23 protein-coding genes are annotated in these 23,629 nt (G+C 63.2%); 13 read left to right on the forward strand and 10 right to left on the reverse strand.

Annotated features, from left to right (window positions below; translation table 11 throughout):
- Both F7R90_RS22735 and minD read right to left on the reverse strand, forming a co-directional pair.
- Positions 1–135, reverse strand: coding sequence for a hypothetical protein (locus tag F7R90_RS22735; protein ID WP_267905098.1), 135 nt, complete (start codon positions 133–135; stop codon positions 1–3).
- Positions 136–176: 41 nt separating this feature from the next.
- Positions 177–1,931: a cell division ATPase MinD gene (gene minD, locus F7R90_RS16190; protein ID WP_158058439.1), complete on the reverse strand. Its 1,755-nt coding sequence runs from the start codon at positions 1,929–1,931 to the stop codon at positions 177–179.
- A gap of 208 nt (positions 1,932–2,139) precedes the next feature.
- Between minD and prf1 the strand changes: the two genes are divergently transcribed.
- The 7 genes from prf1 (at position 2,140) to F7R90_RS16225 (ending at position 10,989) form a co-directional block, all read left to right on the forward strand.
- Positions 2,140–3,378, forward strand: coding sequence for a peptide chain release factor aRF-1 (gene prf1, locus F7R90_RS16195; protein ID WP_158058440.1), 1,239 nt, complete (start codon positions 2,140–2,142; stop codon positions 3,376–3,378).
- Between the two features lie 516 nt (positions 3,379–3,894).
- Positions 3,895–5,697: a metallophosphoesterase family protein gene (locus tag F7R90_RS16200; protein ID WP_158058441.1), complete on the forward strand. Its 1,803-nt coding sequence runs from the start codon at positions 3,895–3,897 to the stop codon at positions 5,695–5,697.
- Between the two features lie 370 nt (positions 5,698–6,067).
- Entirely contained in the window at positions 6,068–6,589 is a 522-nt protein-coding gene (pyrE, locus tag F7R90_RS16205) for an orotate phosphoribosyltransferase (RefSeq protein WP_158058442.1), read from the forward strand.
- Positions 6,590–6,802: 213 nt separating this feature from the next.
- The gene (locus F7R90_RS16210; protein WP_158058443.1) at positions 6,803–7,519 is read left to right on the forward strand and encodes a phosphoribosyltransferase family protein; all 717 of its coding nucleotides are present in this window, start codon (positions 6,803–6,805) and stop codon (positions 7,517–7,519) included.
- Between the two features lie 145 nt (positions 7,520–7,664).
- Positions 7,665–9,095: an NCS2 family permease gene (locus tag F7R90_RS16215; protein ID WP_158058444.1), complete on the forward strand. Its 1,431-nt coding sequence runs from the start codon at positions 7,665–7,667 to the stop codon at positions 9,093–9,095.
- An 82-nt stretch (positions 9,096–9,177) separates the two neighbouring features.
- Entirely contained in the window at positions 9,178–9,540 is a 363-nt protein-coding gene (locus F7R90_RS16220) for a hypothetical protein (RefSeq protein ID WP_158058445.1), read from the forward strand.
- Positions 9,541–9,582: 42 nt separating this feature from the next.
- Entirely contained in the window at positions 9,583–10,989 is a 1,407-nt protein-coding gene (locus F7R90_RS16225) for an aryl-sulfate sulfotransferase (protein ID WP_158058446.1), read from the forward strand.
- 7 nt (positions 10,990–10,996) lie between these two features.
- Here F7R90_RS16225 and F7R90_RS22880 read toward each other — a convergent pair whose 3' ends face one another.
- Positions 10,997–11,251 carry an SHOCT domain-containing protein gene (locus F7R90_RS22880; protein WP_394352010.1) on the reverse strand — a complete coding sequence of 85 codons (255 nt, stop codon included), beginning with the start codon at positions 11,249–11,251 and terminating at the stop codon, positions 10,997–10,999.
- A 542-nt stretch (positions 11,252–11,793) separates the two neighbouring features.
- On the opposite strand from F7R90_RS22880, the gene F7R90_RS16235 reads away from it, so the two are divergent.
- Complete coding sequence (locus F7R90_RS16235) at positions 11,794–12,048, forward strand: glutathione S-transferase N-terminal domain-containing protein (RefSeq protein WP_158058447.1); 255 nt, start codon at positions 11,794–11,796, stop codon at positions 12,046–12,048.
- Between the two features lie 30 nt (positions 12,049–12,078).
- On the opposite strand, the gene F7R90_RS16240 is transcribed toward F7R90_RS16235, so the two are convergent.
- On the reverse strand, positions 12,079–13,044 hold the full coding sequence (locus F7R90_RS16240; protein ID WP_158058448.1) for a transcriptional regulator: 966 nt from the start codon (positions 13,042–13,044) through the stop codon (positions 12,079–12,081).
- A gap of 150 nt (positions 13,045–13,194) precedes the next feature.
- On the opposite strand from F7R90_RS16240, the gene F7R90_RS16245 reads away from it, so the two are divergent.
- Positions 13,195–14,565 carry a tRNA(Ile)(2)-agmatinylcytidine synthase gene (locus F7R90_RS16245; protein ID WP_158058449.1) on the forward strand — a complete coding sequence of 457 codons (1,371 nt, stop codon included), beginning with the start codon at positions 13,195–13,197 and terminating at the stop codon, positions 14,563–14,565.
- 232 nt (positions 14,566–14,797) lie between these two features.
- Positions 14,798–15,325, forward strand: coding sequence for a hypothetical protein (locus F7R90_RS16250; RefSeq protein ID WP_158058450.1), 528 nt, complete (start codon positions 14,798–14,800; stop codon positions 15,323–15,325).
- 16 nt (positions 15,326–15,341) lie between these two features.
- On the opposite strand, the gene F7R90_RS16255 is transcribed toward F7R90_RS16250, so the two are convergent.
- Genes F7R90_RS16255 through F7R90_RS16265 form a run of 3 tightly spaced genes read right to left on the reverse strand, consistent with a single transcriptional unit; the run spans position 15,342 to position 17,922 of the window.
- A complete protein-coding gene (locus F7R90_RS16255) occupies positions 15,342–15,866 on the reverse strand; it encodes an NUDIX hydrolase (RefSeq protein WP_158058451.1) in 525 nt (174 codons plus the stop codon).
- Positions 15,863–16,966, reverse strand: coding sequence for a pyridoxal-phosphate dependent enzyme (locus tag F7R90_RS16260; RefSeq protein WP_158058452.1), 1,104 nt, complete (start codon positions 16,964–16,966; stop codon positions 15,863–15,865). Before F7R90_RS16260 ends, F7R90_RS16255 begins: the two co-directional genes overlap by 4 nt.
- The gene (locus tag F7R90_RS16265; protein ID WP_158058453.1) at positions 16,966–17,922 is read right to left on the reverse strand and encodes a succinylglutamate desuccinylase/aspartoacylase family protein; all 957 of its coding nucleotides are present in this window, start codon (positions 17,920–17,922) and stop codon (positions 16,966–16,968) included. Before F7R90_RS16265 ends, F7R90_RS16260 begins: the two co-directional genes overlap by 1 nt.
- Positions 17,923–18,406: 484 nt before the next feature.
- Between F7R90_RS16265 and F7R90_RS16270 the strand changes: the two genes are divergently transcribed.
- Positions 18,407–19,693 (forward strand): MFS transporter, encoded by a 1,287-nt coding sequence (locus tag F7R90_RS16270; protein ID WP_158058454.1) that lies wholly within the window; start codon positions 18,407–18,409, stop codon positions 19,691–19,693.
- Positions 19,694–19,707: 14 nt separating this feature from the next.
- On the opposite strand, the gene F7R90_RS22315 is transcribed toward F7R90_RS16270, so the two are convergent.
- The gene (locus tag F7R90_RS22315; RefSeq protein WP_192498342.1) at positions 19,708–19,860 is read right to left on the reverse strand and encodes a hypothetical protein; all 153 of its coding nucleotides are present in this window, start codon (positions 19,858–19,860) and stop codon (positions 19,708–19,710) included.
- Between the two features lie 91 nt (positions 19,861–19,951).
- On the reverse strand, positions 19,952–20,590 hold the full coding sequence (locus F7R90_RS16275; protein WP_158058455.1) for a hypothetical protein: 639 nt from the start codon (positions 20,588–20,590) through the stop codon (positions 19,952–19,954).
- A 122-nt stretch (positions 20,591–20,712) separates the two neighbouring features.
- Between F7R90_RS16275 and F7R90_RS16280 the strand changes: the two genes are divergently transcribed.
- Together F7R90_RS16280 and F7R90_RS16285 are read left to right on the forward strand one after the other, a co-directional pair.
- A complete protein-coding gene (locus F7R90_RS16280; protein WP_158058456.1) occupies positions 20,713–21,957 on the forward strand; it encodes an MFS transporter in 1,245 nt (414 codons plus the stop codon).
- Positions 21,958–22,011: 54 nt separating this feature from the next.
- Positions 22,012–22,278, forward strand: coding sequence for a DUF7536 family protein (locus F7R90_RS16285; protein WP_158058457.1), 267 nt, complete (start codon positions 22,012–22,014; stop codon positions 22,276–22,278).
- Here the strand turns inward: F7R90_RS16285 and F7R90_RS16290 are convergent.
- A complete protein-coding gene (locus F7R90_RS16290; protein ID WP_158058458.1) occupies positions 22,275–23,528 on the reverse strand; it encodes a potassium channel family protein in 1,254 nt (417 codons plus the stop codon). The genes F7R90_RS16285 and F7R90_RS16290 overlap by 4 nt on opposite strands.
- Positions 23,529–23,629 lie beyond the last annotated feature (101 nt).

A 23,629-nucleotide genomic window follows, 5' to 3' on the forward strand; every position in this document is an offset into this window, starting at 1 on the left:
TCAGAACGGGACGACGAACTGCGGCGGAGTGACGAGACTTCCGCCGACGAACAGCACCGCGCCCGCGCCGACGGCGAGAGCTAGTAGTATGAACAACAGTATCCACCAGAACGAAACCGAACTATCGTCTGCCATAGTAGTTGCTGGAACGGTGAAGCTCCTTAGTCGTTGCCGATTCACTTGAACAGCGAGCCGAGTCGGCCGAGAACGCCCGAGTTAGCGCTCTCTTTGTCGTCTGTCTCCGAGTTATCGTCCTGCGAGGTTCGGTCCCCGTCGTCGGACGACGACTCGCCGTCTGCGACTTCGTCGGCGAGGACCGTCTCTCCACTGTCGTTGTTCCCGACGCTCTGGGCGTCTCGTTCGACGGACGAAACGTCGTCTGAGGGACCGTCGCCTTCGAACGGGACCGCGCCGACGACCGGCGTCGCGGATTCGAGGTCGTCGCCAGCGTCGGCGCTCTTTGGGTCGTCGAGGGAGTCCGAGTCGGACGCTACGGACGTCTCGGAGTCGGAGTCCACGGAATCGGACCCCGAAGAATCGGAGTCAGCGCGCTCGTCCGATTCGGCGTCTGTGTCCTCTTCGTCAGCCACTTCGAGCGGGTCTTCGAAGTCGGCCGTCTCCGCAGTGTCGTCGGCCTGCGGTTCGCTCGGCGAAGCGAGCGGGTCGTCTGCGTCGTCCTCCACCGTGTCCGCGGCTTCTTCGGTTTCGACGCTTTCGGCTGCGTCGTCTTCTGTTTCGTCACCGGCCTCCTCTAGCGAATCTTCGACCGAAGCGAGCGGGTCGTCGTCGCCGAGTCGCTCGTCGTCGATGTGCTGGCTGATGAGGTCGTCTACGCTTCGTGCCCCGTCGTCGGTGTCGTCGCTCGTCGTCGCGTCGAGGGGGTCGGACGACTCCTCGTCCGCGTCGTCTACGTCGGCGAACGGGTCCTCCGACCAGCCGTCTTCGTCCGGGGTGTCTGCCGTTTCAGCGTCTGCCCTCACAGTATCTACGGCGTCAGCGCCGTCGGCTTCAGTGCCTTCGAGGTCTGCGGGCGGGTCGGCCGATTCGTCGTCCGCGCTCCGCTCGCCGTCCGATTCGGGAGTCGCCTCGTCATCAGACTCGGGAGTGTCGAACACGTCGTTCTCCACGTCTGCCTCGGACGCGGTCTCGTCGGCCCCGGGCGCGGTCTCGTCGGCCTCCGTCGCGGTGTCGGACTCCTCCGTCTCGCTCAGTTCCGGGTCCGGCACGGCGTCGCCGTCCAGAATCGCCGCGAGGTCGTGGTAGGCGCGACCGGCGGGTGCGTTGGGCGCGAACGCCGAAAGCGGTCGTCCCGCGTCGATTCCCATCGGAACCGCTTCGTCTTCTGGAATCACGGCCAGCACGTCGGTGCCGAGCGTCTCCTCCACGTCGTCTGCGTTCAGGATGTCGCTACTGCGCTTGGTCAGAATCGCGCCTTCGACGTTGGAACCCACGCGGGCGGCCAGTTCGCCGGTCTTGGCGGTGTCCCGGACGGAGGCCACGTCTGGCGTCGCGACCAGCAAGACGGCGTCGGCGAGCGCCAGTGGAATCAGCGTGTCGTAGCTGACGCCCGCACCAGTGTCGAGCAAGACGTAGTCGTACGTCTCGCGGAGGTCGGCGACGACGCTCTCCAAGTTCGAGGGGTCGGACTTGGCGAACGCCTCGATGTCGGTACTGCTAGGCAGTACGTCGATGCCGCCGGGTGCCTCGTAGATTCCATCTTCGGGGTCGGCCTCGCCCGCTAGCACCTCGTGGAGCGTCGGGTCCTCGATTTCGAAGTCGAGGAAGCCCGCGAGGTTCGCCATCCCGAGGTCGGTGTCGAGGACGACCACGCTGTTTCCTCGGTCGGCCAACGTCGCGCCGAGGTTGACGGCGGTCGTGGTCTTGCCGACACCTCCCTTACCACTTGCTATCGCGTACACCGTGTCGGACATAGTACTCGTTGTCCCAACCGAACCATGACACGCATATAAAATTAGTCCGTGTCAGCCGACACATCGAAGACAGTTTCGGGGAGGTTCGCGGCAACGACGAGTCGAATCGACGTGCGTTCGTGCTGAGTCGGTCAGGGGTGGCGAATCGGTACGACCCCGACCCGAAGGTCGTAGGTTACTTACCGACTGGAGCGGCTAGAGTACCGTAATGAGTGACGACGACGGACAGTCCGACAGGAAAAAGTACGAGTTCCGGAAGGTCATCGAGGACCTCAAAGAGTTCGAAGGCTCAGGGACGCAACTCGTTACTATCTACATTCCCGAGGACAAGCAAATCAGCGACGTGGTGGCACACGTCACCCAAGAGCACAGCGAAGCGAGCAACATCAAGTCCAAGCAGACCCGCACGAACGTCCAAGACGCGCTGACCTCCATCAAGGACCGACTACGCTACTACGACGTGTACCCGCCCGAGAACGGCATCGTCATCTTCAGTGGCGCTATCGACTCCGGCGGCGGCCAGACCGAGATGGTCACGAAAGTGCTCGACAGTCCACCGGAACCGATTCAGTCGTTCCGCTACCACTGCGACTCGAACTTCCTGACCGGCCCGCTGGAGGACATGATGGCCGACAAAGGTCTCTACGGTCTCATCGTCCTCGACCGCCGCGAGGCCAACGTCGGCTGGCTGAAAGGCAAGCGAATCGAGCCGGTGAAGTCCGCGTCCTCGCTCGTCCCGGGCAAACAGCGCAAAGGTGGCCAGTCCGCCCAGCGTTTCGCCCGACTGCGCCTCGAAGCCATCGATAACTTCTATCAGGAAGTCGCGGAGATGGCCAACGACCTGTTCGTCGCCGAACGGGAGAACATCGACGGCGTCCTCGTCGGCGGTCCCTCACCGACGAAAGACGAGTTCCTCGACGGCGACTACCTCCACCACGAGATTCAACAGAAGGTGCTGGGCAAGTTCGACGTGGGCTACACCGACGAGTCCGGCCTCTACGACCTCGTAGACAACGCCGAAGAGGCGCTGGCCGACGCCGAAGTGATGAAGGACAAGAAGCAGATGGAGGAGTTCTTCAAGCAACTCCACGAGGGCGACAAGGCCACGTACGGGTTCGAACCGACCCGCCGGAACCTCGTCATGGGGTCGGTTGACCGTCTGCTCATCTCCGAGGACCTCCGCAAAGACGTGGTCGTCTACGAGTGTGGCGACAAGGAGGAACACGAGTTCATCGACCAGCGCAAGAACACGCCCGAACACACCTGCGAGAACGGGGCCGACGCAGAGGTTCTCGAACGCGAGGACGCCATCGAGTTCCTCATCAACATCGCCGAACAGCGTGGCACCGAGACGAAGTTCATCTCTACTGACTTCGAGAAGGGCGAACAACTGCTGTCTGCGTTCGGCGGCGTCGCGGGGCTTCTGCGGTACTCGACTGGTATCTAGAACGACCACCTTTTTTTCCGCTCGGGTGGCTCAGCGCGCGAAGCGCGCTGGCCACCACTCGCGCAAAAAAGGTGGATCAAAAAACCGACACGGCGAAATCTGTGCGCGGGGCGCACAGATTTCGCGCGTCTTGGGTGTGCTTGTCTGCTTCCGCCTCCGCACAGCACCGCTACGCGGCCTCCGCACAGCATCCACACCGCAGTTGCGCGCGCCAAAAGCGCGCGCTGGGGTCTGAATAGGTCACTTCGACTTTCCAAGGCCAGTATCACGTCACCGACCGGACAGCCAACGGACGCTTGCAGTGGAGAACGCTCTGCTTGAGTCCTGCGGTTGCGGCGCTGTACTCGGCTGCGACGATTCTCTGACCGAATAACAAAGCCGTTCACGTACGTTAAAACCGGCGTGAAAACCGCCGTGCGCTCTCGACCGCGAGCGGCCGTTCCATGCCGGGAAATCGAGGGTTTCGAGCGAGAAAACGGGCGAATCGAGACAGCGGAACGAACCGAGGTGGATTGAGTGACTAAGCTCTCGCGTCGCCAGTTGCTGGCGGCGGTCGGCGGTCTCTCGGCGGCGTTCACCACGAGTCTCGATTCACCGGAGGACGAAGAAACGGGCGTTCAAGAGGCCTTTCTCGACCAGTTGTATCGGCGACCGACCGCGAAGGAGTTGCCCGTTCCCGATGTTCGGCCAGCAATTGGTGTGACCGACCACGGACTGTACGAGTTCACGGAGGGCGCAGACGGGTGGCAACCAGTTCCGCTCGGAACCGAAGACGCCCCCGTCCCGAGAGCGAACATCGGGTCGCTCGGCGTCGAGGAAATCTCTGTCGAACCAGTGAAAATCGGACTGCTCGCGGACCCGCACTATCCCGGGGACGCCAGAGGACTCGGTGCGACTGGCGTCGAGAAAACGACGAAGAAACTGAAGCAGTTCGTCCGCGCGATGAACGACTGGGAGGCCGACCGCGTGTTCTTCATGGGCGACATGATGCCCACGTGGGGCGGCCGCGCCAGTTCCCAGCGGAAGATTCGAGAGTTCCGCCACCTCGTCGAAGACGACCTCGAGATGCCAGTCCACCCAGTCTGGGGCAACCACGAGTACCAACACGCCGATTCGTGGGGACCAGACTGGAGCTACGCGCCGTGGGGCGTCTCCACGCACGCCGACACGTGGTACAGCGTGGACGCCTCCGTCGCCAAAATCGTCGTTCTGAACAACGGCTACTCCGAGAGTGACCACGTCCACACCGAGTTTCTACCGGAGCAAATCGAGTGGCTTCGAAACGAGTTGAACCGGACGAAGCGCCCGGTCGTGGTCGTCTCGCACCTCCCGCTGTCGGTCGGCACCGGACAGAACTACGACTACGCAGTCCGGGAGGAGGAAGTCGGGACGCTCCTCTCGCGGTACGACAACGTCGTCTGCTGTCTGTTCGGTCACTGCCACCACGACAGCAGTTCGCCGCCCGAGGAGACGAATCAACCCGCCTTCTTCGACCAGATGCGCGAACAGCGACGGTACGGCATGCGCCACTTCTTCGTGCCGTGGATTCACCGCCTCCAGTGGGACCAATCGGTCACCCCATTCGGGAAGCTGTTCCTCTACCCCGGCGGCGAGGCACGACTCGAAGCCTCCTACGAAGAGACCGGTACGCGCGAGTCGTTCGTCGTCAACGCCGGAGCCTCACCGCCACACTACCCCGAGGATGCCTACCTTCGGCCAGTTCGCAAGCGACTCCGGTGGCAGAGCCACTTCGACTCCATCGCTGGCTTCGGGACCGAACAGAAGGGGAGCGGGAACGTCACACTCCACGAACGCGGCGTCGAGTTGACGACCGGGAAAGCAGGCGGACGAGCGGTTCTGCGAAAACGCCGCGGATTCGCCGGCTCACCGCCAGTGTCCGACGGCTGGACCAACTGCGTCTGGCGGTGTCACGCCAAGCTGAACTCGGTTCGGGGTGCCACCGTGGACCTGCTGTGGGGCGACCCCGAGTCGAACTACGTCGGGTACCGAATCGAAGACGGCGAAGTCCGGGGCGTCCGCGCGGACGGGAGCGCCGAGCAGGAGACCCACCGCATCGAATCGATTGAAAACGACACGGCGCGACTCTTCCAGTTGTTCTACTCGATGGAGTTAGACCGGGTTAACTTCGTCCTCGGCGCGCGCGGCCAACGGCCGAAGGCGGGACTCACGCCGGGAAACCCCAATCGGGACGGGTCTGACAGTGTCTTCTTCGCGCGACTGAACAGCGACAGTTCGGGGTCGCTCGACGTTGGATGGGTCGCGGTCCACAAGCATCCGGACTTGGCGATTCGACAGTGAGAAACTTGGGCGACGGAGGACGATGACCCCCAAACGCCCGGTGACACCATCTACCGATACCGCCCGACTGACCAACCGACAAAACGCTTGGCCCAATCCACCGAAGGGGTGGATTGAAAGGGGTCATCCGCTCGCGTTCGATTTAGTCGCCTGACCGACCCCTATCTGCGCCGGGTTGTGCGGAGAGGCGCAGATATATCGGTCAGCGACCGCGAGCGGATGGGGGCTTTCGAAGTGGTTGCAGTCGCGTTTTTCCCGGTTCCAAGTTACACCCACGATACTGGACCCGATACGCTGCGAACCAACGACTCCGAACACTACCAACCAGAAAGACACCGCTTATCAGTGCCGCCGACCCCATAGTTGGACAATGACCGACGAGGAACTCATCGCGGCGCTCCGAGACGCTGACGCGGTCAAGTACGGCGAGTTCGAACTTTCCCACGGCGGCACCAGCGAGTACTACGTGGACAAGTACCTGTTCGAGACCGACCCCGACTGCCTCGAACGCATCGCCGAAGCCTTCGCCGAACGCGTCGGCGACACGAAACTCGCGGGCGTGGCGCTCGGTGGCGTCCCGCTGGTCGCCGTCACGAGCGTCGAGACCGGAAATCCGTACGTCATCGCGCGCAAACAGCAGAAAGACTACGGGACGGCGAACTTGGTCGAGGGGCGACTCGAAGACGGCGAAGAGGTCGTCGTACTCGAAGACATCGCCACCACCGGCCAGAGCGCCGTCGATGCCGCCGAAGCACTGCGTGAAGCGGGTGCAACGGTGAACCGCGTCCTCGTCGTCGTGGACCGCGAAGAGGGTGCGAGCGAGAATCTGGCCGACCACGACCTCGAACTGGAGTCGCTATTGACGGCGGCGGAGTTGCTGGCGGCGGAGTAGCGAGACTCCTTCGGAGTCTCGGAAAATCGAGCGGCGAAGCCGCGAGTAGCGAGGTTCGCGGAACGCAGTGGAGAGAACCTCGAAACGGAGCAGTGCAACCGCGAGCAGTCGAGGAACCCGACTGCCTCCGACTACCCACAGTTACGCAGTTCTGTTCTAGACCCCTCCATTTCGCTTCGAGATATTCAAGTTCGTGCAGTGGTAGTCGAGAGTATGAACCGCGCAGAGAAGGCGCGCCTGCAGTTGCAGGCGGTCGCCGTCCTTCGAATCTTGAAGGAGACGCGAACGTACGACGAACTCGCCGAGGTCACCGGACTTCCGGCGGGCGACCTGAACCGATACGTCAACGGCCACGTCCTGCCGAGCGTGGACCGTGCCGAGGAAATCGTCGCGGGCGTCGGCCGGGACGAGTTGGCGACCGAACTCGAAGCACGAATTCGGGTGGACGAGGAAGGCTACGTCGATAACTCCGCCGTCGTCTTCGACCAGTCGTTTCTCGATTTGGTCGCACCGGTCGCCGCGAACACCTTCGACTTCGAACGCCCGGACGTCGTACTGACCGCGGCGACTGACGGTATCACGCTCGGGGCGGCGATGGCGAGTTACTTCGGTGCTCGGGTCGCGTACGCGAAGAAGTCCAAAGAGACGGCCGTCGAGGAGTTCATCGAATCGCGCCAGCGACTCGCCTCCGGCATCGAGTTGACGTACTACCTGCCAGCGTCAGCCATCGACGACGGCGAGACGGTGCTGGTCGTGGACGACCTGATTCGCTCCGGCGAGACCCAAGAACTCCTGCTCGACATCGCGGACCGCGCGGACGCCAACGTCGGCGGCGTCTTCGCACTCATCGCGGCAGGCGAAGAAGGACTCGACCGCGCGAAGCGGATGACCGACGCACCCGTCGGCGCGCTGACGACGTACGACGAGTAATCACCGACTGATTTTCCGAGCGACGTGCTGGCGAGGCTAAACGTTCAATTTAAAATCACCAGAACGGAGATATATACTCACGTTCGTGCCCACAACAACCCTCTGATTTGGGAATATTTAAGTTGTGACTGCAGAATTGTGCAACATGGGACTCGCGGAGTACTTCAATTTCGAGGAGCACGGGACCGACTTACGAACGGAGGTTCTTGCCGGACTGACTACGTTCCTGACGATGAGTTACATCGTCGTGGTCAATCCGGCCATCCTCTCGAACGCCATCCAAATCGACGGCGTCGGGCCGGGCCGAACGTTCCAAATGATAGCCGTCGTGACGCTCATCTCGGCGGCCGTCGCCACGCTGACGATGGCGCTGTACGCGAAACGGCCGTTCGGACAGGCACCGGGACTCGGCTTGAACGCTTTCTTCGCGTTCACCGTCGTCGGGTCGCTCGGCGTCAGTTGGCAGACGGCGCTCGCCGCAGTGGTCGTGGAGGGTATCATCTTCATCGCGCTCACCGCAGTCGGCGCTCGCACCTTCATCATTCGACTGTTCCCCGAACCCGTGAAACTCGCAGTCGGTGCGGGTATCGGTCTCTTCCTCGCGATTATCGGCTTAGAAGAGATGCGAGTCGTCGCGGGTGACTCGGCGACCTTCCTCACGTTCAATCCCGTCTTTGCTTCCGACCCCGTCGCCATCATCTCCGTGGTCGGTCTCTTCCTGACGCTCGCACTCTACGCCCGTGGCGTCAAAGGCTCGATTATCGTCGGCATCGTCGCCACCTCGCTCATGGGCTACGCCGCCGACGCGATGGGCTACGCGGCGTTTGCCGCGGACAACGCACCGCCCGGAATTACGCTCAAGTCGCCGATTCCGCTGGTTCCGAGCACGCCCGTCACCTACGACGCTGCGAGCTACAACATCGCGCCGCTCGCTGGCGCGTTCGTCACCGGATTGCAGAACGTCGAAGCCTTCTCCTTCGCACTCATCGTGTTCACCTTCTTCTTCGTGGACTTCTTCGACACTGCGGGCACCCTCACGGGCGTCTCGCAGGTCGCTGGCTTCCTCGACGAAGACGGCAACCTGCCCGACATCGACAAGCCGCTCATGGCCGACGCAGTCGGTACGACAGTCGGCGGGATGCTCGGCACCTCGACGGTGACGACCTACATCGAGTCGGCGACAGGCGTCGAAGAGGGCGGACGAACGGGCATGACTGCGCTCGTCGTTGCGCTCCTGTTCCTCGCCTCGCTCGCCGTCGTCCCACTGGCAGTCGCCGTGCCGACCTACGCCTCCCACCTCGTGCTGGTCGTCATCGGCATCGTGATGCTCCAGAACGTGGTCGAAATCGCGTGGGACGACCTCACGTACGCGGTTCCGGCCGGGATGACCATCCTCGTGATGCCGTTCACGTTCTCCATCGCGTACGGCATCGCCGCGGGCATCATCTCGTTCCCCATCGTGAAGGCCGCGGCGGGCGAACTCGACGACACGCGGCCTGGCCACTGGGTACTCGCCGCCGCGTTCGTCCTCTACTTCGTCGTGCGGACTGGTGGGTTCCTGGCTGGCAACGTCTAAGCGAGACGCCCGACTTTTCTTGCGAGACACTCTCTCGCCGCGGAAACGGTTATATCGTCTGCTGTCGATATGTAATTCGACAATGAGCGAATTCAGTGACGAGGACACACACAGCGACGACGACAAATATAGCGACGACGACACCCTGGACGGACAGGAACAGTACGACCGAACTGAAGCGGACGAACCGATTGCGAAGATATACTACGCAGACGAGGAGGCGACGCAGGTAGACGCCGCCTTCGTCATTGAGGACTGGGACTGGGTCGTCGGGTTCAACCAGATAGCGACCGACGAGTACGACTACGTCTCGATTCCGGTGGAGAAGGTCATCGGCGTCATGTCGCCACAGTACGCCTCGTTCTCCCAGAACGGACGCCGAATCACCGGGTACGGAGTCACCGACGAGGAACTAAGTTCGTTCGCCGACCTGTTGCCGGTCTAGAGGGTCACTACTTTTAATCTGGGGCGAGTCGTGACGCGGTACGTGAATCTCCGCACCCTTCCACGTCGCTGGGTCGTCCGCGGCGTCGCCGCGCTGTTGGTCCTCTCGTTGCTCGCACCTGCGGGCATCTCCGGGGCGACGCACTTCGCGACGACAGAGGACCCGACGAACCTCCGGGCGTCCATCGACGAACCTGCGAACGGCACGACCATCATCTCGATTCAGGGGTTCCACTTCCAGGGGATGGCCAACGAGAACAAGCCCGCGCGACTCGTCGCGGTCGGTCCCCGCGGGCGGGTGCAGTGGGTCCACAACGGCTCTGGCTTCGACGCGACGTGGTTCTACGACGTGGACCCGTTGGAGAACGGGAACCTGCTCGTGACCGCGACGGCGAAGGGCGAGACGCTGGTGTACGAGTTGGATATTGAAACGCAGGAGCGCGTCTGGACCCAGCGACTGCCCATCCACGACACCCACGACGTGGACCTAATCAACGGCGACGAACTCCTCGTGGCGAACATGCGCGCGGAGGGCAAGCGAGACCGTCTGTTCGTCTACAACATGACGAAAGACGACGTGGTCTGGCGCTGGCAGTTCGGCGCGCACTTCCCACTCTCGGGAGGCGGTAAATCGCACGACTGGACCCACGTCAACGACATCGACAAGATCGGCGAGGGCAGGTACATGGCATCGCCGCGCAACTTCGACCAGGTCATCGTCGTCAACCGCTCGACCAAGGAAATCGAGATGCGACTCGGAAGCGACGACGACTACTCGGTGCTGAACGAACAGCACAACCCCCAGTACTTGGAGAGCGAGAACGGCACGCCGACGATTCTCGTGGCCGACAGCGAGAACGACCGCATCGTCGAGTACGCGAAGGAGAACGGCGAGTGGAAGCGCACGTGGAACCTCGGAACGAAGGGGCTGAACTGGCCGCGTGACGCCGACCGACTGCCGAACGGCAACACGATGGTCGTGGACACGATGAACCACCGCGTCTTCGAGGTGACGCCAGAAGGGAACGTCGTCTGGGAGTTCCACGCGCCGTGGGCACCCTACGACGTAGAGCGCGTGAACCTGGGCGACGAACCGGGCGGCCCGACCATCCGCGACATGGGCAAGTCGGGGAGCTACAACGTCAGCGGGAGCGGACTGGCGATTCAGGGCAAGAACAGCAAGACTGTCTCGTTCTGGCTAGTCGAAGTGACTCGCGGGACGTTCCTCCAGCAACCGGCGAACGACTTCGCCCGGACGTGGGCGCACGTCACTCCTTGGATTCGCCCGATTTGGATGAACAGTTGGGAGTTCTTGGGCGTCGTGGTCGGACTGCTGACGCTGGTGGTGTGGGGTCTCGGCGAAGTCGTGTATCAGCGCAAACGGATTCAGTACGGCGCGTTCGAACTGTTCGACAGGATTTCGGACTGGGTGAACGGGCGGCGAATCTGAGAGGACGCTACTTTCGACTGCGTTCGGGTTCGCGCTCTCGGGCGCGAGCGCGGTCCTCCACGTCTTCTAACGACTCCGTGTCGAGCAGTCGTTCGAGCTTTCGTTCGAACTGCTCGTCGGTGAGTTCGCCGCGAGCGTACCGGTCCCTGAGCGTTTCGAGCGCCTCCTTGTTGTTCGTGGGTTCGTCGGGCGTCTCGTCCTCCGTCTTTCGGCCCTGCTTCCACTGGTCGCCCGACCAGTCGTTCCACTCGCCGCCCCCCACTCGTCTAACTCGTCTTCGTCGCCGAAGAGGTACGAGACGACAGGCACGACGACGAGATAGCCCAAGAGAAGCGCGGCCAGCCACCAGTCTTGGCCGGTGATCAGTGCGACGAGCCAGACCCCTGTGACGACTGTCCCGGCAATCTCGGACGCGTTCTCTCGGAAGCGTTCGGAGGGGGTGTCGGCCATACGTGTCGTAGTTCTGTGTGTCAACGTAATAAACGGAGGTGTCGCGCAATCGGACGCAAAGTCCGAAATCAGCATTCGATTTTTCAAAGTGCGCATTTTCATCGATGTGGTGGCGCGCGGTGCTGTGACGGGCTGTGTGGTCTTCTAGGTATCGGGAGTAGCTAGCTTCTCTGCGTTCTTTTCCACGTCGCCGATACTGAAGACGGTCTGATTGAATACCCGGAGCAGTTCGTTTCAGTTTCACGACTCGACACCTTCAAACACTGAACCACCAAAACCCTCCGTCACAGATAACGTCACGCGCTTCCGCCACCATCACCCTAATACCACTGAAACACCAACCCGAGGACGAACATGACGAACCTCGAACTGTACGACCTTCCGGGCTGTCCGTTCTGCGCGAAAGTGAAGGACAAATTGGACGAACTCGGTCTCGATTACGAGTCCCACGAGGTCCCGCGCTCGCATAGCGAACGCACCGAAGTCGAGCAGGTCAGCGGCCAGACTGGCGTGCCCGTGCTGGTGGACGAGGAACAAGGCGTCGAAGGCATGTCCGAGAGCGACGACATCGTGAAGTACTTAGAAGAGACGTACGGCTCGGCGGCGTGATTCGACACGACCGAACGGATTTTCCGAGAATTACGAACTAGCCGGTTCTTCCGCTCGCTCCCGAATCAACTCGCGCAGTTCTTCGGGACTCGAAATATCCTCTAGTTCCTCGCGTTCGACCAGTCCAGTGCCATCGACGTTCTCGCGCTTGGCCTCGTCCACGAAGTAGACAGAACGCGTCTGGACGACGTGGCCGATGGAAGACATGATTCGGGCGCGCTTCTCGGCAGCCTTGGTGAACGCCGAGTGGCCGGTGAGCACGTTCTCGGCACTGTCGTTGTCCTCGCTGACGGTCTTGAACGGAGCGCGAACCGTCGGGTGGACCTCGAAGCCAGCGCGGGTGAGGACGGTGACGATACGCTCGTCGTCGCCCTCCGGTTCGGGGTCCTCAGGCGTCGGTTCCTCCTCCCGAACTTCATCGGCACCGTCGAGTACGTCCACGGGACTGGTGAGGTCGCCCTCGAACATCTCTTCGAGTTCGAGAGCGACTTCGACGCTGGCGTTCATGCCGTCCTCGTACTTCGAGACGGTGCGCCGGGAGACGCCCAACTCGGAGGCGAGTTGGCCGAGGCTCCAGTCGCGTTTCTCGCGTTCGTCGCGCAGGATATCGCCATCGATGCTGACGTAGAGGCCGCCCGGTGCGGCGTAGACCAACGGCGGCATGCCCTCGACGAACAACTCCATCGCGGTGTCGGGGCTGAAGACGGGAACGCCGTGCCGGAAGTAGACGACACCAGGTTCGAGGTCTTCGTCGCGGGTTCGCAGTCCCACGACCAGCGGCGTCGCGTCTAAGTACGCGCCGAGTCGCCGCATCTCTAAGCCGGTCTCGCCGTCGAAGGCATCGACGTTCGCCAACACTTTGAGTAACAAGAGGTCCTCGCCGCGGCGGGCCGCTACGTCGAAGCTCTTCGGTCGAATCGCACACCGGTCGCTGACCGTGAATCCAGCGTCCTCCAGCATGGCGGTCAGGTTCCCGACCAGTGCAGACCGGGACATATCCGGACGTAAGTGATTCCCCCATATATACGTTGTGCCACTCCCAGACCCTCCCGAGGCTTGCGATTCTCCCGCGACCAGGCGGTAGTTTGAAGTAGGACGGTCCTGCCTTCGAAAGCCGTTAGTTCCCGACCCTCTAACCCCGGAACAGTGACGGTTATCGGCCTCGACGACACGGATTCGCGCGAACTGGGGATGTGTACGACGTACCTCGCCGCCCGCGTCGCAGAGCGCGTGGGCGCAGAGCGGTTGGTCCTCGTGCGCCTGAATCCCGCCGTCGAGTACAAGACGCGAGGCAACGCCGCGCTGGCAGTTCACACCGACTGTGACCCCGAGACGGCCTTCGAAGTCGCCAGCGAGGAGGTCGCCCGCGCCGCCGAAGTCGAGGACCCGCGAACGAATCCCGGACTCGTCGTCGCGCCGGGCGACCCAGAGGACGTGCCGGACGAAATCTGCGATTTCGCTCGGCGAGCGGTTCGAGAGTTGCTCACGAGCGAGGAAGCCGACGCGAAAATCGAATCTGCGGGCTACCAGAGTGAGGGCTGGAAGAACGAACGCGGGAAAATCGGCGCGCTCGCCGCGGTTGGCGCGTGGGCGGCGGGAGCGGCGGGGGCAGAAGCGGCCTCTCCGAGGCCGCTCCCCGAAGGCGAGTCGGCGGATGAGTCCGCCGACTCGACGGTGAGTGAGGAAGTCTTCGACGACTGGACGCACGAACGCATCTCCTACCGCGAGAGCGACCAGTGGGGCACGCCCAGAGACGTAGACGCCGAATCGGTCTTCGACGCCGCGAACGAGGGCTACCCGGACGTCTGGGACACGGTGGACCGCGAGACGGGGCAACTCGTCTGCGTACCCCACACGCCGGGGCCGATTCTGCACGGCATCCGGGGCGACGACCCCGACGCAGTTCGACAGGTCGCCAACGAAATCGACGGTGAAGCAGTCGAGCGCACGGCGACGTTCGTCACGAATCAGGGCACCGACGCACATCTCCGAGACGCCACGCTTCGAGAGGTCGAAGACGGCCACGCGTACCGAGTCGAGGGGACAGTTACCACCGAGCCAGAAACTCACAGAGGTGGGCACGTCTTCTTCGACCTACGAGACGGAGGCGAGGAGGGCGACGAAGGCGGCGAATCCGAACTCCGCTGTGCCGCCTTCGAACCAACCAAGCGATTCCGCGACCGAGTGCGCTCGCTCCGCGAAGGCGACCGAATCGTAGCCTGCGGCGAGGTTTCGGACGGTACGCTGAAGTTAGAGAAGTTCGCGGTTCGAGACCTGAGCCGAACCGAACTCGTCACGCCGGACTGCCCCAACTGCGGCCGGTCGATGAAGAGCGCCGGAGCGGAGCAGGGCTACCGGTGTCGGAACTGCAAGACGACGGCACCCGGAAAAGTCGAACGGGAAGTGGAGCGTGAGTTAGAATTTGGCTGGTACGAGGTACCGCCGGAGGCGCGCAGGCACATCTCCAAACCGCTGGTTCGGGGTGGCTTCGACGCGCCGATTCACCCCGAGAAGTGAGTTTGCCGAATATCGGAGTGTGAAACCGTTCTTTCAGTCAAGAAGACATTCATTGTCCGAGAGGACGACGCACAACTATGAATCGGAGCAAGACGGTCCTGCTCGCTGCGCTTCACAGGCGTGCGACTTGCAGGGTTCAACACCCAGTCACGCGGATTTCCGGTGGCGAGGCTCGTCCGTGCCGCGAAGGGACGCTCACGAGTTTGCCGCCCGAAAATAGAGGTGTTCGGAGTTGAACCGCCGAACGTTCGTCACCGCCCTCCTCGGCGTCTGTTCAGTCTCGGGTTGTCTCGGGAGTTCGATGCCGGGCGACTCGTCGGAGAAGACGACTGATACGACTTCCCGAGAGAGGACAGACACGACCACCGAGAAGACAGTTCGCGAGACGAAGAAGCCGAAGACGGAGACGAGCGGCCACCCGCTCACCAACTGGGAGCGGTCGACCGACTGCGAGGGCGAACACGACGGGATGTACGACAGCGTCGTCAAAGTCGCCAGAGTCGCCGAGGAACTGCCGGAGATATACGACCCAATCGAGTTCTCGAAACTCCCCGAGGCAGAGAAAGACATCCTCCGAGAAGTGACGAGCGTCGGTGGCTACGGTACGTGCAACACCTCCGACGCGTTCGACAGCTTCGTAGACCGCGTGACCGACCACCGGGAGCACCAAGAGTCGGACGAGATGCACGTCTATCTCGAACGAGACGGGACGTACTACGGACTCTACGTCGAAGTGTTAGACCAAGTGTACGCGTACTGAACGCGGGAGACCGCTTTCAGCCGAGTCGCTCCCACGCCCGCTCGAATCGTCGGTCGTGCGGCGGGAGAAACACGCCGTCGAAAGCGGCGAACGAGTCGGGCGTGAACCAACCGACGCTCGATACTTCCGGACCGGCGTGCGGTGCGCCGTCGATGTCGTCGTACTTGACCACGAAACCGATTGAGACGATTCGTTTTCCGTCGAACGGCTCGGCCGTGAACGTGTCGAGCAGTTCGAGAGCGTCTGGGTCCGCCTCGACGCCGGTCTCCTCTCGAAGTTCGCGGACCGCGGCTTCTTCGGGTGATTCGTCCACTTCGAGATGGCCGCCGGGAACTGCCCACTTACCGACACCGGGTTCGACCGCGCGCTCGGTCAGTAGCACGCCATCGTCGCCGACGACTGCAACCCCAGCAGTCGGGACGGGGTTGCGCCACACGACGCGGTCACAGGCGTCACAGTACTGCCGCTCGCGCCCTTCTATCTCGCGGTCCGTGAGTGGCGTGGCACAGTCCGGACAGAAATTTGCGGGAAACGTCGTCATCCTTTCAGACCGCTCCCGGTGAGCGGGACGACCACGTCGTCCGACTGGTCTACGACGCCGCGTTCCCGATACGCTTCGAGCGCGGCGGGTGCGGCCGCGCTCGTCGGTTCGACGTAGAAACCGCCTCGGCGAAGTCGTCCGAGCGCGTCCTCGACTTCCGGTTCGCCGAGCGTGATTGCGTCGCCGTCTGTGTCCTCGATAGCACGCAGAATCTGGTCTTTCCGTGCGGGGTCGAGAATCTGGATGCCGTCGGCGACCGAGTTGTTGGCGTTGGGGCCGTCATCGCTGGGCAGTTCGTCGGCGATGGGCGCGTACCCCGCAGCCTGCGCGCCGAGCAGTCTGGGCATCCGGTCGGTCCAGCCAGCCTCCTTCAGTGCGCGAAAGCCCCGATGGGCTCCCAAGAAGAGCGTGCCGTGGCCGAGTGGCATGACGACTGCGTCCGGAACCTCCCAGTCGCGCTGGGCCGCGACTTCGTAGGCGAACGTCGCGGTGCCAGCGAAAAACGCCGGATTCCACGCGTGGCTGGCGTACCAACCGGACTCGTCACTCTCCACAGCATCTATACAGGCGTCGGTCACGTCCTGTCGCGTCCCCTCGACTTTCACGGGAGTCGCGCCGACGCGCTTGATGGCGTCGAGTTTCGACTGCTTGGCGTCTGCTGGCACGTAGATGTCGGCGTCGATTCCGGCGCGGGCGGCGTACTGGGCGATTGCCGCGCCAGCGTTGCCCGAGGAGTCCTCGACGACGCGTTCGACGCCCAGTTCTTTGGCCCGCGAGAGCGTGGTGGTCGCGCCGCGGTCCTTGAAACTCCCGGACGGAAAGACGTACTCCAGTTTGAACTGGGCGTTCCAGTCGGGTGCATCTTGGAGCGGCGTGAAGCCCTCGCCGAGCGTGACCTCGGGCGAGATTGGGAGGAACTGTGAGAAGGTCCAGAGACCCTTTCGGGTGTCGAGAGCGGTGAAATCTGGCGGGAAGTTACGCTTCGGGAGCGGGCGGTCGGCGAATTCGAGCGCGTGCCCACAGTCACAGCGCCACGGTTCGTCAGGTCCGGCGACGTATGAGGCTCCACAGGCCGGGCAGGAGAGATTAGAAGGGCCCATCAGAACTCGTCGATGTCCGTGCCGACCGAACAGACGTACTCGCCGGTCGCCACCTGCGGGAGACGGCGCGAGCGCCAGAAGATGCCGCTCCCGTCGGCAGTCACTTCGGCTTTGAGTCGGCCGAACGGGTCGGTCACTTCGAACAGCACGTCGCCCGCGTGTACTTTCTCGCCCAGTTCCTTCTCGAAGCGGACGATGCCGCCGTTCGGCGACCCGTAGCGGTCGAAGCCCTTCGCGCGAGTCTGGGGGTCGAGGGAAACGTCGCCGTCCAAGAAGCCGTAGTAGCGCAGGACGTTGAACACGCCTTCGACGCCGTACTCGATGCTCTCTTCGTCCCAGCCGATGCAACCGCCGAGTTCTGGGTCGATGGTCGGGATGCCCTCGTCCGGGGCGGCGCGAGCGAGTTGGCCGTCCGGTCCCTTCTGGTCCAAGACGTTGCCACAGCCGAACACCTTCGCCAGTTCGAGACACTCGTCGTGCATACGGTGACGACGGCCACAGCGAACTCGCACCTCGTTGATCATCTTGCTCGTCGAGCCTTGGTGAAGGTCGAGGATGTAATCCGCGCGTGTGGCCGCTTCGAACGTCGCCGCGGCGATGCGCTCGCTGGAGGTGCCCGACTCGTTGCCGGGGTAGGCGCGATTCATCTTCGTGTCGTCGATGGGGTTGCGATGCTCCGCGACTTGGAACGCGTGGTAGTTGACGATGCCGACGACCAGCACGGTGCCTGAGAGTTCCTCCGGCGCGATTTGGGGGACGGCGCGCTGGACGACGCCGAGACCGTTCAGTTCGTCGCCGTCGCTGACGGCCTGTACGTAGAGCGTCGGGCCGTCTTCCGCGCCGTTGATGACTGCGACGGGGAGTCCGAATTCGCTCCCGTCGCGGGTTTGGCCGACCTGCAACCGCCCGGTATCGAGTTCTCCGGGGGCCGCACTCGCCGTTCCGAGCGTCTTCATTACCTATACGGGGTTGCCACACGTCCTTTAGCGATTCGGTATGCGAGAGTGGTCAGCGAGATGGTTTCTCGCCGTTCGCACGAAAGCGACCTCAATCATCCAGGAGACCCATCTTGAGCGCCCGCTCGGCGACGTTACCACCGTGGTCGGCGGTTCGCCCGACCGCTTCGACCAGGAGCTCTGGCCGACCTTCGAGCGGAACTCGACACTCTCCGGGCGTGGACAGACCGGGAGGACGCCAACACAAAAGACCAAGCAGAGAGCATCGAGAGTCACCTCGACGACCGCACGACTGGCGACGGCGGAAGAGCGACTCGACAGATTCGCACGCGAACGACGCGGGAGAGCGTGCCGTCAGGAAGCACTGTGTCGAAAGTAGACATGCGACGAGAAACAGTGTCTTCAGCATCCTGAGGGAGGAATCAGAGCCGATTCGGGTACGCTATCCCACAGAATTTTACCGGCGTTCTTCGAAACTTCGACCATGGGGACCGACGGAGAGCGAGCGGACCCGTTCGCGGCGTTCCGGCAGTTCTTCGCGCTCGAACGCGACGTGCTCGTCCTCTCGGTGGCGATGTTCGCGTTCAGCCTCGGCTTCCAGATGACCGGCCGGTACATGCCCCAGTACCTGAGCTTCCTCGGGGCGAGTAGCGTCGTCATCGGACTGTACGGGAGCGTCGGCAACCTCATCGGCGCAGTGTATCCGTATCCGGGCGGCGCGCTTTCCGACCGCATCGGCTCTCGCTCGGCGCTGACGTTCTTCGGGTCCGCCTCGACGCTCGGGTTCGCGCTCTGGTTCTTCGCTCCGGAACTCGGCCTCGTTGGAGTCCCGACGTGGGCGTGGATTTTCGTCGGTCTCTTTCTCGCCCAAGCGTGGAAGTCGTTCGGACTGGGTGCGACGTTCGCCATCGTCAAGCAGAGCGTCCCGCCGAGCGAACTCGCGACCGGGTTCGCCAGCACCGAGACGTTCCGCCGGACGGCGTTCCTGCTCGGGCCGCTGCTCGCCGCCGCACTCATCGCGGCCTACCAGTTCGAACTCGGGTTTCGATACGTCCTTGCTGTCGCGGCAGGCTTCGGTTTGCTTGCCACCGTCGTCCAGCACGTCCTCTACGATGCCAGCGAAGACACCTTCGGCAAGTCGTTCGCGGGCGTCTCGCAGGTCCTCTCGGACCTCCGCGGGATGCCGAGTCCGTTGAAACCCCTGCTCGTCGCCGACACGCTCATCCGCTTCGCTAACGGGATGGCCTACGTCTTCTTCGTCATCGTCGTCACGGAGTTCCTGCAAGTCGATGTGACGCTCCCCGTCGTCGGTTATCTCGGCCCGGAAGCACTCTTCGGCGTCCTGCTCGCGGTGGAGATGGCCGTCGCGCTACTGGTGATGGTCCCCGTCTCGAAATTGGCTGGACGCGTCGGTCTCAAACCGGTCGTCGGTCTCGGGTTCGTCGTGTACGCTATCTTCCCGGCATTACTCATCTCCGCGCCCGCGGACCCACTCGTCGTCGGCGTCCTCTTCGCGTTCTCGGGGCTTCGATTCGCGGGACTGCCCGCACACAAGGCGCTCATCGTCGGTCCTGCGGAGAAAGACGCTGGCGGGCGCGTCGTCGGGTCGTACTACCTCGCGCGCAACGCCATCACGATTCCCAGTGCCGCGCTCGGCGGGTGGATATACAGTTCGTCGCCGACGCTGTCGTTCTGGCTGGCGACCGCAATCGGCCTCGTCGGCACGGGCTACTTCCTCGCGTTCGGCGAGGAGTTAGAAGCGTATCGGTAGATTTCGTCTGTTCCTCAGTCGCTCCGTGAGGTCGGTGCGTCCGTCTCGAATTGCTGGTGACGTGGCGTCGCTTCCGTCGAGACGCGCTTTCGTTCGCTCCCTGAGTACAGCAGCGCCCAGATGACGAACAGACAGCCCAACCACGCCGCCAGCAGGAAGACCATCATAGAACAGTCTTCTCGGAGAGCGGCCTTTGTTATGAAGCAGTTAAGCGAGTTCTCGGCGTGCGTGAAACGGTCTCGAACACTAGCACCCAGGTTAGTTTCCACTCGTTCGATACCCCTCGATGAAGCGCCGAACGGCGAGCACACCGAGCGCGGAGACGAGGCCGACGACCACGAGAGTGATTAGGAAGACGACCACGCCGAAGACGACTGCGAACGTCCGGGAGTCGAAGCCGAACTGCGTCTCGAAGCCGTAGAACGTCGCCGCAGTGAGCGAGGCGGCGAGTCCGACCAGCCACCAGACGTAGCGGCGGGGCGTCGAGTCGGCGTCGTTCGACTCGCCACTCGTGGTTCGAAAGCCGTCTTCGAACCGACGAACGACGAGGTAGCTTCCCGCCGCGAAACCACCGACGATGAGCGTCCCGAAGAACAGGTACACCGCGACGCCGACTGCGGGGAGGAGCGAATCGACCGCCGACGGCCAGAGCGCCGCGACGACGAGCAGTTCCACGCCGACGATTGGGACGACGTATCGCCAGAAGGAGACGCCGTCGTCCCCCGCTTCGTCGCCGACGACGTTCCGGTAGCCGTCCTCGAACGCCGCCGGGATGCGACCAGCCAGTCGGAGGAAATAGTACAGCATGGCGAGTTGGATAAGGCCACCCAGTACGGTGAAGAGGAGCGCGGCGACGGAGTCCACGCCGCCCAGAAGCGGAGGGGAGAGAGAAAGCATACCCGTGAGTAGTTTGTCAGTGAGAATGAGTTTTGTGGTGGAGTCAGTAGTTCCGAGTAGAAGCAATCGAACACGGGTTTTCCAATCTATTTAGCGCGAGCGCGAAAAGGTCCGACGACACCATGCGCGACGTTCTCGCCGACTACCGTGGGTTCGACCGCCCGGTTTACGTCGTCGCGGCCGCCCGATTCTTGAACGTCCTCGGGTCGGGACTGGTCTACCCCTTCGCCACGCTCTACTTCTACGGCGTCGTCGGCATCCCGTTCACGCTCGTCGGCACCGGCCTGCTGGCCAACAGCGTCGCGACTGCCGTGGGCACAGTCGTCGGTGGCTCGCTGGCCGACACCTACGGTCGCAAGCCAGTGATGGTAGCGAGCATGGCACTCTCCGCGCCGACGCTGGCGGCCTACGCGCTCGTCGGCGACGCGGCGAGTTTCATCGCGGTCGCCAGCGCGGCTGGATTCGCCGCCGGACTGTTCGCACCCGCGAGTCAGGCGATGGTGGCCGACCTGACAGCCGACGCGGAGCGCGACCGGGCGTACGGCCTGCTGAAAGTCGCCAGCAACGCGGGGTTCGGAAGCGGGTTCGTGGTCGGTGGACTGCTCTACGGCGTGGCCCACGTCGCGGTGTTCGTCGCCGACGGTGCGACGAGCGCAGTCGTCGCGGTTCTGCTCGCTGGCGCGCTTCCGAGCGTCGGCGCGAGCGGGAGCGACGTTGGCCAGAGCAAATCGTTCACAGCGACCGTCCGAAATTGGACGCGCACGGTCACGCAACCGACGATTCTCGCGCTGGCCGTCCTGAACGTCGGGTTCGCCATCGCCTACGCGCAGATGCAGAGTACAGTCCCCGTCTTCGCCGAGCAGGCGTTCGGTCTGACCAGCGAGCAGTTGGGGACGCTGTACGTCCTCAACCCGCTCGTCATCGTCCTGTTTCAGCTTCCAGCGGTCTCGTGGGTCCAGTCGTGGCGACGGACGCGCGGGTTGGCGCTGTCGGCTTGCTCCTGGGCGGCGAGTTTCGTGGCTATCGTGCTGGCCCACGGCGCGCCGTGGTTGCTCGGGGTGGGACTCGTCGGCGCGTTCCTCGTCCTACGGACCGTGGGCGAAATCTTCCACGCGCCGCTGATTACGGCGCTCGCCAGCGACGTGGGGCGCGTCGAGGAGCGCGGCTCCCAACTGTCGGTGCTGGAAGTCGCCAAGCGACTCGGCTTCGGCATCGGACCGGTTCTCGGGGGACTGTTCTTCGACTACGGGGCCGAGGCGTTGTTGTGGCCCGCGCTGGTTGGACTTTCGCTACTACTTGGCGTGGCGTCGCTCGCGCTGGAGACGCGGGTGTCGCCGAGCGCGAACGGGCGAGCGACCGTAGAGTGAGCGTCCTCGTTCGACACCGACGAGCATTTTATCGAACCGGCCCAACTCCCGAACGTGTCACAGAACGTCCCCGAGCGCCCCCGCACCAACTTCGCGGCGGCGCTGAACGTCCGCCAGAACGCGATTCGCGGGTTCACCTTCGCGGTCTTGTTCACCATCGCGGTACTGGCGCTGTTCGTCTTCCTACCGGGGACGACACGCCCGACGCCGTACTACGTCGGCCTCGGGTTCGTACTCGCTTCGTCGCTCGGCGCGCTGGCGACGACAGTCTTGACCCTGGTTTCTGCGTATCGGCTGGCCCAAGAGGAAGAAGTCACTTAATCCGGAAACTCCGCTTCTTCGGGGTCTTCGCCGGTCAACTCCACCAGTCGCTCGGCACCCGAGCGAGTCCCCTTGGCGAGGAACACGTCGCCAGCGTGGAGTTCGGTCTCGGGGCCGGGTTGGATGACCCACTCGCGGTCCGCTCTGGCGGGCCTCCTCTCTCTGGTCTCGTCCTTCGACCGCCGAACCGCGAGGACGCGCATACCCGTCTCAGTTTTCACTGCTCTGTCGCCGAGGGTCACGCCGTCGAACTCGCTTCCGGGAGCCACGGTGAGGCGAACGATGACTTCGTCGCTCTCTTCGACTGCCTGCTCGACCACGGGATGGGTGCCGAGACCACGGAGGACGCCTTCGCTGATTTCGACCGCCGCGTCGCTGATGACCTCGGTGCTGTTGGCGAGGTGAACCAGACCCCGTAAGCTCACTGGGTCGTCCACTCGACTCGCGGCTTGTAGCGTCCACGCCTCGAAGCGCGACTTGAGCGCGTCCACTTCGGCTTCGAGTTCCACGACTTCCTCGGCGACATCCTCGCTGTCGAAGAGGACGCTCCCGTACGCCAAATCGACCGCGAGTTCGCTCACGTCTTTCATCAGGACGATAGAATCGACGGCGCGTTCGAGGTCGCCGACGTTCGACTCTGGGGCGTCCGGTGGTTCGTACGAGTCACCGGTAGCGCGCTCGTACACGTCGGCGACTCCCTCCTCCGGGCCGCGCAGGAGTACTGTGTCGCTGGGTTCGATGCGAGTGTCTCGGTCCGGGTTCGTAATCCAGTCGTTCCCGCGGTGGATGGCGATGACGCGGACGCCGGTCTCGGTTTCGATATTGATGTCGCCGAGTGTATGGTCGGCGAGCGCGGAGTCGGGGACGACTTCGGCGCGAACGAGCGTCTCGACTGCTTCGGGGAGCGCGGCCCGCATCGCGTCGGGCAGACCGATATCTTCGAGGACGACTTTGGCGATGTCGCCCGCGGCGTCGCTAATCTTCTCCGCCGCACCGACGACCCCCAAGACGGGGGCCAGTTGTTCGGCGTCTTCGGGGCTTCGGGCGGCCATCAGCAGGCTCATTCGGGCGCGCAACTGGAGCACGTCCATCCGAGCTTCGAGGTCCAGAACCTCGCGAGCGATGTCGTCGCTGCCGTTGAGAACGGCCGAGAACGACAGGTCGATGAGCAACTCGGCGGTGTCTTTCATCTCCGCCAGCACGGCTTTGACGCTGACGGGTTCGTACTCTACGTCCGCCGACGGTTCCATAGTCGATTGTTGTGCGCCTCTCGATAAAAACGTTCGTAGGGGAAGGTAGTCGCTCGCTACGATAGACCAAGACCCGGCAGAACGAAAAGGAAAGATAATCC

Origin of the sequence: Halorussus halophilus (genome assembly GCF_008831545.1) — an archaeon.
GTDB lineage: Archaea > Halobacteriota > Halobacteria > Halobacteriales > Haladaptataceae > Halorussus > Halorussus halophilus.